This window comes from Candidatus Borrarchaeum sp., assembly GCF_019058535.1.
GTDB classification, from domain to species: domain Archaea; phylum Asgardarchaeota; class Sifarchaeia; order Borrarchaeales; family Borrarchaeaceae; genus Borrarchaeum; species Borrarchaeum weybense.
Window position 1 is genome coordinate 24594 of sequence record NZ_JAHPYX010000189.1, and the last position, 7816, is coordinate 32409.

Below are 7816 nucleotides of genomic sequence, written 5' to 3' on the forward strand. Positions count from 1 at the left end.
TACATGCATCCTTAAGGGATCAACAATACCTTGATAGCGTCTTTACTTTCCATCAGTTGAAAGCCCTTTTCCCACTGCTCTAGTGGTAGTGTTGCAGAGATTAAGGGTTTTACTTTAAGTTTTTTGAGTGAAATTAACTTAATTGCCAACTTCCAACTTGTCCAGAGCGTCCCCCATGAACCTTTTACTTCCAATTCTCCTTCTACAATTTTATCTAGGCTTATATTTATTTCCCGTCCCGTAAGACCAACAAGTCCTATCTTTCCTCTTCTTCGGACAATATCAAAAGCTTGTTTTTGTGCTGGTGGTGCGCCTGAGCATTCAAAAACAACGTCAGCGCCTAAATCATTTGTTATTTCTTTTATTTTTAAAGTTGGATTCTCTTGTTCAACATTAATGATATGATCAGCACCTAACTCTTTGGCAATTTCCATTCTATCTTGGTCTGCAGCTATACCTGTGACTATGGTTTGGGAGGCGCCTGCAAGTTTTACTAATTGAAGAATTAACAATCCCATTGGTCCTGGTCCCAATATTACTACGGTGTCCCCCATGTTAACTGGTACCATCTCAGTGGCATGGATTGCACAAGCAGCAGGCTCAGCTAATGCAGCTTCTTCGAAAGGGATATCTCTTGGCAGTTTATGAGCAATTTTTGCTGGTACTGCCATATATCTAGCAAATGCCCCATTAGCTCGAGCAACACCTAGAATTCTCTTGTTCGGATCAATACATCTATTTGTAAAACCTATACGACAAAAATGGCAAACGCCGCAATTAATTGTTGCTGGTGATGTTACTTTGTCTCCAGCTGCGAAATCTGTTACATCACTTCCAGCTTCAACAACAACTCCCGCATATTCATGACCTAAAGTCACAGGAGGCACATAATGGGATTTGTCATGGAGAATGTGAAGGTCCGTTCCACAGATTCCTGCTGCCTTTATCTCTACAAGTAATTCATCAGATTTGATTTTCGGAGGTTCTAAGTCCTTAAAATCGACATTACCTTCTCCCTTAGCAGTTTTCATAAGGACTTTCATTCAATAACATTCTCCTTTCAGTATTTTTTCTGAATTGGTTTAACAATGTTTTGAAATTTATCAATCTCTTCTAAAGATAAGTCTGATTCTTTTTGTATTGTTTATATATATGCATCAGTGCTGATTAAGATATGACTTTCTCAGTAGCAATTTATGATTTTAGTTAGCTATTTAAGTTCTTGATATTAGGTGTTGTAGATGAACTCGCGAGTGAGAGATGCATTCAAAGGTTTAGGTTTAACAGACTATGAAATCAGTGTATATATGACATTATTACACTTAGGACCATCTCCCGCAAGTGAAATAAGCGACGATAGTAATGTACCTCTCTCAAAAATCTATGAAGTTCTTCGCAAATTGGAAGAAAAGGGGTTTATTCAAGTAAGAAAAGGTGATATGCAGCATAAAACAAAAATTTATAGTGCTCTGGCACCAAATGAGGCAGTCCAATTTACATTGCAGAACATTGAACGAGAACTCAAAGATTTTGGTCAAGTTGTTGTTGACGAACTCACTCCTGTTTATGAGAAAAGCGGAGAGCCCGAATATCATCAGGTAACGCTTATTAACGGGACTGCGAACTTACTCGAAAAAGCATTTGAGACACTGGATAATTCACGATCGACGGTCCTTGTAACCTTGCCATTTATCACAGAAGAATTAATCACATTATTTGAGCCAGCAATGCAGATGCTTATAAAAAGAGGAGTGAACCTCCGAGTCCTTATTTCCAAAGGCTCATTGCCCCTGTCAGCCTTAGACCGATTGGCAGAAAGGATACAAGTAAGAGTTAGAGATGCCCTATTCGGTGGAGGGATCATCAGTGATAGTCGTGAAGTACTTATCATTCTCGGAGAAATTACAGGTAAAGATTTACAGCCCACTTTTGGAATTTGGTCTGAACATGTAGGATTATCGAGATTTGCAGAAGAATACTTTGAATTCCTCTGGAGTTCTGCAGAGTCATATTGAACTCAAAAGAAACCCCTTTTATAAAAACCTCATCCTTTTTTGTCAAAAAAGTATCATTTATTAAAAATATAGTTGAATGTATATAATGAGAAAATCTTTTTAGAGCGAAGCTATGTAGTATTGAGATTGTTAAGAAATATGACATTTGCAGCATTCGGAAGTTAGATATTTTAATATGATTGTATCTAATTGAAGTGTAGCTAATCAGATAGGAGGACGATCGTTGGAAGAAGTTGTTTGTGTGAATTGCGGAAAAGTAATTGGAGGGCCTGAAGACATCTCAGGGGACGATGCAAAAGTTTTAGCATGTGATCTTTGTGGAAAGCCCGTATGTGGTGATTGCGCTAAGCACCTTAGCATGTATGTATCGGAAGGAGGGGTTCGTAGGCTAAGGAGTTTACGATTATGTCCAAAATGCGCACCAAAATCGCGTAAAACCTATAAAGATGTCTAATCGCAAAGTATTTTTTATTTACTATTAACTAATTTTTCTCAATTTTGTACGAATATAATCGGTATTACGATAGTAATATTTCTGTATGCGAAGCCTTTATAAGGAAGTTATACACAGCCCTCATGAGGAGGGTTGTGAATGAAGCTTATCTCGGTTAAATTGCCAGAGAAATATCTTGAGGGGCTTGATACCTTAGTTCGAATAGGTGTGTATCCGTCACGGAGCGAAGCGATTCGTGTCGCAGTCAGAGATCTCTTGAAGCGAGAAGTATGGGAAAAGGGGGTACCTCCTAGTTCTTAATTGCCGCTGAAAAATTTAAAGATGGTTTCTTTTAATTAATCACTGATCAATTTATCTTTCGAGGAGTTTTTATACAATGACACGTAATCTCTTTCATTTAAAATACGGGATAATTCCTGCTTGTGATGTTAAGAGTCTAGCCGAGTTAGAAAATCTCGTTGAATTGACGGCTGATATTGAGGGCATCGTCGGATACAAAATCGGTTTCTCATTGGGTTTAAGTCATGGATTAAGTGCAGTTGTTGATAAGATCAAAAGACATACTGATTTACCTATTATCTATGATCATCAAAAGGCTGGCACAGATATTCCTCAAATGGGGGAGCTTTTCGCAAGAACGTGTAGCGAGAGTGGAGTTACTGGAGTCATCATTTTCCCACAAGCTGGACCTGTAACTGAAGAGGCGTTCATACGCGCTCTATTTAATGAAGGGTTAACGCCCCTAGTCGGGGGAGAAATGACTCATCAAAAATATTTGGATCAAGATGGCGGGTTTATTAGGAATGAATCCATAAAAAAAATGTACCTTTATGGAGCAAAGAATGGTGTTGAGTACTTTATCGTCCCTGGTAATAAACCTGAGAAAATCTCAGGCTATGTAAAACTCCTAAAAAATGAAATTCCACAACCTATGTTTTGTATGCCTGGTATCGGGCGTCAAGGTGGAGATATTAAATCTGCATTTGAGGCAACCGAAGGGCTACCTGCATATGGAATTATCGGGAGAGCTATATATGCGGCATCTGATATAAGAAAGGCCGCAAAAAAATACTGCGCTGTGGCTTTAGAATCATAAAAGTTTATTAGTCGGTCCTTATTTGGGTGGGTAGTTACAGTGAGGCTTGCTGGCTTATCGAGATCGACTTTTTTCAAAATTGATTCGAATTTCTTCATCGGTTTTGATTTTTCGCACAGCCTTTCTCGCTTGTAATCCACGGGCTGCCCATCTCTTAGCAACAATTATTAAATTTGCCCTATGTAATCGACCTTCAATAAATTCTTTATCACTATCACTTATTGTAGCATCTAACTCCTCTTCTTTCATGGTGGAAAACCCATCTCTCCCTCCTACCTTAAGGTTGGCAAAATCTTTGAATCGTAATTTTTTCATTGGTTTTGAATTTAAACGATTAATATCAGCTTTTGTTTTTGGATTAACTGGATCGTCCCATTCAATAATATCTTCCCAATTACCTTTATCAAGATATTGTCCTCTATAATCTTCATTTCGCAATATTTTCTTGAAAAAATTAGTTAAATGTACAGAGGATGGTTTTACATTAAAATTTCTCACATACTCTGCAAGAATGTTTTTTTCCCTACGGACGATTATTCTGTATCGAATAGGCGGGTCTTCACGATTCTTTAAACTATTAAATATTTCCCAATCCTCTACATCATCAATTAATTGAATGTGATACTGCTTTCTTTTAATTGCAAATATTTTTTTCACTTTAATCATCTATTACTCTTTGGTACAACCAACGTATCATAGCAATGTTTCGCTTTGTTTGATTTTCTACAATTTTTTTGATACTACAGCCAATACTTTGTAAAGCATTTTCCAAGCTTTTTATTGCCTTTAAATAAAGTTTTGGAAGGTTTACGAAACATTCGACGTACTCTAACTCTTGATTTTCTATCTGATCATCAATCTTTTGTTCAGTCGTTGAAACAGTTTCAGGCGTAAGTTGTTGTTCATAAAAAGGAATAGGCTCTTTGGGTTTGACTAATCCAAATTTTGCAGATACAATGAGCAGGTCAACATGAGTTGGCCAAGAATTTTCTAAAAGAAGGTGTTTTAAGAAAAGAAATGTCTTTCCAAGATATCTTAGAAGAGCTGGAATAGAATTTATTTGAGAACTTTTCGTTGCTGAGCATGAAACGACCAATAATGCTCTTGTTTTTCTAGTTTTAGGATTCAATAATAGTTTCTTTAGGAGACCTTTTTCTGTCATTATTTTGTTTTGTTTTTCACCAACAGTCCTGAGAAATTGAACATTTGGGTAAATGAATTTTCCTAAGAGATCTTCAAACTTAACTTCATCTTTGACTTTTTTATAATCAGCGGTGACCGACTGAAATCGTAGACTTAGATATCGTTGAAAATCATTCACAAATTGATATGCTATCTCTTTCAGACTTGAAATCATCTCATTTTCTGTTTTTGTGCCTAGAAAAAAGTGAGTCCTGTTTTGATAAAGACGAGATGGTATTTCAAATATTTCTGCATTTTGATTTTCTGGATCATTTAGAATAATCTTCGAAGGAAGTGCTTTGCTAGAATCCCATTGAATATCTTTTATTTGTCTGGCATCTCCGTTAGACAGAAATACGCTCGAACGATTTGTTTGTAGTGAAGTCTGGATATTCTGAATGTTCCCATGACAATGATGTAAACGCCATGATATGTAATCAGACAGTCTGCGGAGTGGTAATACAGTGAAATAAAACTGTACCTTGTGTGAAGCAACTATTTGAAATCTAAAAAGGTAATAAATTGCTATTCCTGAACGTCTAATCTGAAAACTCCGAAAAGGAATATATCCAAAAAAATAGTTATCTACCTCTAATTCACCAAGAAAATCCTCAATTAATTCTAGTATAGTTTCTTTAGTCGAACTTGGTGAAAGTCTCACATCATAAATCACCTCTTCTTGTGTTATTCCGAGGTTTTTCTGCCTAGACGATCTAAACAACCTTAGAAACTGATTTTGAGGAAAAGATTCATTCAAAAAGTGATCATGTAAAGGTTCACCTTCTAAATCAGTGATTTGAAACGATGCATCAACAAAGATAGGATCTATACGAATGTCAGTTCCATGAATTTCACAAAATTCTCCTAATGAACTCTTCACTAAAGTTCTGCCACAGAAACAAACAGGTTTCTTTCGAACATTAGTTAAGTCTTGTAGTTTTAACATTGCAGCCCCTTACCCTACTCCCTTTCAATTAGTTGATAGCTTCTAGATTCACCTTCAACTTCCTGAATTCCAAATTCTGTTTCCGACATTATCCGCAAAACTGATAATGCTTTGGCAGGATTGAAATTGCTTATCCCTGAGGCTCTAAAATACCCTACTAGATCCATAAAACCGAATATTCCGTCTGGGGTGTTTTTTGCAAATTTAAGAGTTTCAGAAAAGATGAGATTATCCTTTACATGTTTTCCAAACTCGTTTTGAAACTCATCTTCTGTCAGGTTAGCTAGTTCTTGACCTTTTGGGGTCAAATGATATTTCTTCACTCCTTTGGTTGCCAATTCGAATTTCAGTAGCATTCCTAGAATTCCACCTAAAGTGGAACTCGCGAATTCGAGTTCTTCTTTAAGTTCTTTAGATTTGTGATAAGTTTCTAGGGCTACCAATACTTCTCTCAAGTGACTAACATATACAGGAATGAAACCAGAAACACTTTCTTCTAATTTATTCCTTTTTGATCTCGAAAATGGTGAGGAAGATTTTTCTTCAGCAAGTATAATGCCCTCTTCTGTGCTTGTAAGGACTCCAAGTTCGGTAAATAATTTTAAAAGAAATCTGGACCATCCCGGGATATTTTCTCCTTCTGCGTTAGAGAGAATTTTTAAGAAACTTTCCAAAGATTCGTCGTGCGGTGCCAGAAACATTTTCTCAAGCCATTCGTAGTTCGAGTCATTGAGATAGGATTTATTTAAAAACAAATATCTCAATGCAGCTCCTTCAGCAGTTAGAGAAACAGTTCTGCTACGTTTTTTTGTTGTAATTTTAACGATATCATATTCTGCAAGTCTTTCTATAAGATCGATCCCTTCTACAAAGGAAGTTCCAGTTCCTTCAAGCAGTTTTTTTTCTGATTTTGTGATTTTATTGCCTTTGAAAAGCGTAAGTAACCTTTCAATCGAGATTTTATGAGAGTCATTCTCAAGGGATAATTCAATTGGCTCTTCTATACCTTCTTCAGCTAATTTTTTCAGTTCTATGAGATTATGGGCAATATTCATCATTTTTTCTTCAATTTCTTTCACAAATGTATTAATACCTTTCCAATTAGGATACACTTCATTATCTGCTTTAATCAGTTGTTTGATTTGAAGCCCTGAAATTATGTTTTCATAGTCAGAAAACCCTGCTTTCTTAAGAAATCTCATAGCTTTGGATTTCGTTAATGGTGCATCAATTATCTTCTGAAGTAAAAGTGCCTCTCCAGGAGCTAAACTACCCGATAGAACCAGATAAGTTGATAATACTTCCATTTTCTATTCCCTATTTTTTTGATTTATTGTGCGAAGATAATGTTCCTTAAGTTGAATTAGTGAGTGAATATTATGAATAATCAATAAGTACTGCGCTTCTTCATCCCCTCGCTGAAAATCTTGCAGTGAATTCTCTTGACATGCCGGACAAGAGCAACTTTTAAGTTGGTCCTCAGTTATGTTCCCTATAACTTCATATCGTCCTTCCAAAGTGTAAAATCCTCTCACCGAAGATAGGATATAGCCAAAACCATCTACAGAATCTGCACCTGTTTCTATCACTAATTTTAACAATCGAGGGTGTAAGAATCTACCGAAGACGTGGAGAAAAAAACCTTTGGTGATATTACGTGCAGTCTTAATGATGTCTAGCGCCATAGTGAGATCGGATTGAAAGGGGCTTGCTAACCCTCCAATAGCAAATTTCTGTATTCCAAGTTCACGATACTTTTCAAACATTTCTTTGATAACATCCAACGAATGACCTTGAAGTGGTCCTATAACCTCACTTTTCTTTGGTCGATAGTCTAACAATATTTCAGTGTTCTTGATAGTCTCTTCGACCTTTTGCTTTATGATTTTATCCGAATCTTCTGGGAAAATTATTTGATCTAATGGTACTATGAGATCGGCTTCAAGAGTTGCATGTAATTCGGCGACTTCATACGGATCTAAACTAAAATTCATAGTCTCTGCGGCAAAAGCCCCAGAATCCATGAAAGTTTCACATTGAAGTTTTTCGTTCAAAGAGAAATCTTCTTGCAGAAGAGTGGACTCAAAGAACCCTACAATGGAAAATAAAACACCTTCATTGAA

9 protein-coding genes are annotated in these 7816 nt (G+C 36.4%); 4 read left to right on the forward strand and 5 right to left on the reverse strand.

The genetic code is table 11. The annotated features are described in order from the left end of the window. Positions 1-11: 11 nt before the first annotated feature. On the reverse strand, positions 12-1043 hold the full coding sequence (locus QVB70_RS11380; RefSeq protein ID WP_287586251.1) for a zinc-binding dehydrogenase: 1032 nt from the start codon (positions 1041-1043) through the stop codon (positions 12-14). 198 nt (positions 1044-1241) lie between these two features. Here QVB70_RS11380 and QVB70_RS11385 point away from each other — a divergent pair, with 198 nt between their 5' ends. The 4 genes from QVB70_RS11385 to QVB70_RS11400 all read left to right on the forward strand — a co-directional run bounded on the left by QVB70_RS11385 (position 1242) and on the right by QVB70_RS11400 (position 3565). After that, positions 1242-2015 carry a TrmB family transcriptional regulator gene (locus tag QVB70_RS11385; protein ID WP_287586254.1) on the forward strand — a complete coding sequence of 258 codons (774 nt, stop codon included), beginning with the start codon at positions 1242-1244 and terminating at the stop codon, positions 2013-2015. Positions 2016-2238: 223 nt separating this feature from the next. After that, positions 2239-2469 (forward strand): hypothetical protein, encoded by a 231-nt coding sequence (locus QVB70_RS11390; protein WP_287586256.1) that lies wholly within the window; start codon positions 2239-2241, stop codon positions 2467-2469. Between the two features lie 138 nt (positions 2470-2607). Continuing rightward, positions 2608-2769 (forward strand): ribbon-helix-helix domain-containing protein, encoded by a 162-nt coding sequence (locus QVB70_RS11395; RefSeq protein ID WP_287586259.1) that lies wholly within the window; start codon positions 2608-2610, stop codon positions 2767-2769. A gap of 76 nt (positions 2770-2845) precedes the next feature. Further along, positions 2846-3565: an orotidine 5'-phosphate decarboxylase / HUMPS family protein gene (locus QVB70_RS11400; RefSeq protein WP_287586261.1), complete on the forward strand. Its 720-nt coding sequence runs from the start codon at positions 2846-2848 to the stop codon at positions 3563-3565. Positions 3566-3619: 54 nt separating this feature from the next. Here the strand turns inward: QVB70_RS11400 and QVB70_RS11405 are convergent, their stop codons facing one another. The 4 genes from QVB70_RS11405 to QVB70_RS11420 form a co-directional block, all read right to left on the reverse strand. After that, positions 3620-4231 (reverse strand): hypothetical protein, encoded by a 612-nt coding sequence (locus tag QVB70_RS11405; RefSeq protein WP_287586265.1) that lies wholly within the window; start codon positions 4229-4231, stop codon positions 3620-3622. Continuing rightward, a complete protein-coding gene (locus tag QVB70_RS11410; RefSeq protein WP_287586269.1) occupies positions 4224-5693 on the reverse strand; it encodes a hypothetical protein in 1470 nt (489 codons plus the stop codon). Before QVB70_RS11410 ends, QVB70_RS11405 begins: the two co-directional genes overlap by 8 nt. A gap of 14 nt (positions 5694-5707) precedes the next feature. Then, the gene (locus QVB70_RS11415) at positions 5708-7000 is read right to left on the reverse strand and encodes a hypothetical protein (protein WP_287586270.1); all 1293 of its coding nucleotides are present in this window, start codon (positions 6998-7000) and stop codon (positions 5708-5710) included. A gap of 3 nt (positions 7001-7003) precedes the next feature. Continuing rightward, a partial coding sequence (locus QVB70_RS11420; protein WP_287586271.1) for a tRNA-guanine transglycosylase occupies positions 7004-7816 on the reverse strand: 813 nt, incomplete at its 5' end.

What these genes read in the sequence shown, in the direction of transcription:
- QVB70_RS11380 (WP_287586251.1), bottom strand. Translation starts at nt 1,043, where the DNA reads ATGAAAGTCCTTATGAAAACTGCTAAGGGAGAAGGTAATGTCGATTTT.
- QVB70_RS11385 (WP_287586254.1), top strand. Translation starts at nt 1,242, where the DNA reads ATGAACTCGCGAGTGAGAGATGCATTCAAAGGTTTAGGTTTAACAGAC.
- QVB70_RS11395 (WP_287586259.1), top strand. Translation starts at nt 2,608, where the DNA reads ATGAAGCTTATCTCGGTTAAATTGCCAGAGAAATATCTTGAGGGGCTT.
- QVB70_RS11400 (WP_287586261.1), top strand. Translation starts at nt 2,846, where the DNA reads ATGACACGTAATCTCTTTCATTTAAAATACGGGATAATTCCTGCTTGT.
- QVB70_RS11405 (WP_287586265.1), bottom strand. Translation starts at nt 4,231, where the DNA reads ATGATTAAAGTGAAAAAAATATTTGCAATTAAAAGAAAGCAGTATCAC.
- QVB70_RS11410 (WP_287586269.1), bottom strand. Translation starts at nt 5,693, where the DNA reads ATGTTAAAACTACAAGACTTAACTAATGTTCGAAAGAAACCTGTTTGT.
- QVB70_RS11415 (WP_287586270.1), bottom strand. Translation starts at nt 7,000, where the DNA reads ATGGAAGTATTATCAACTTATCTGGTTCTATCGGGTAGTTTAGCTCCT.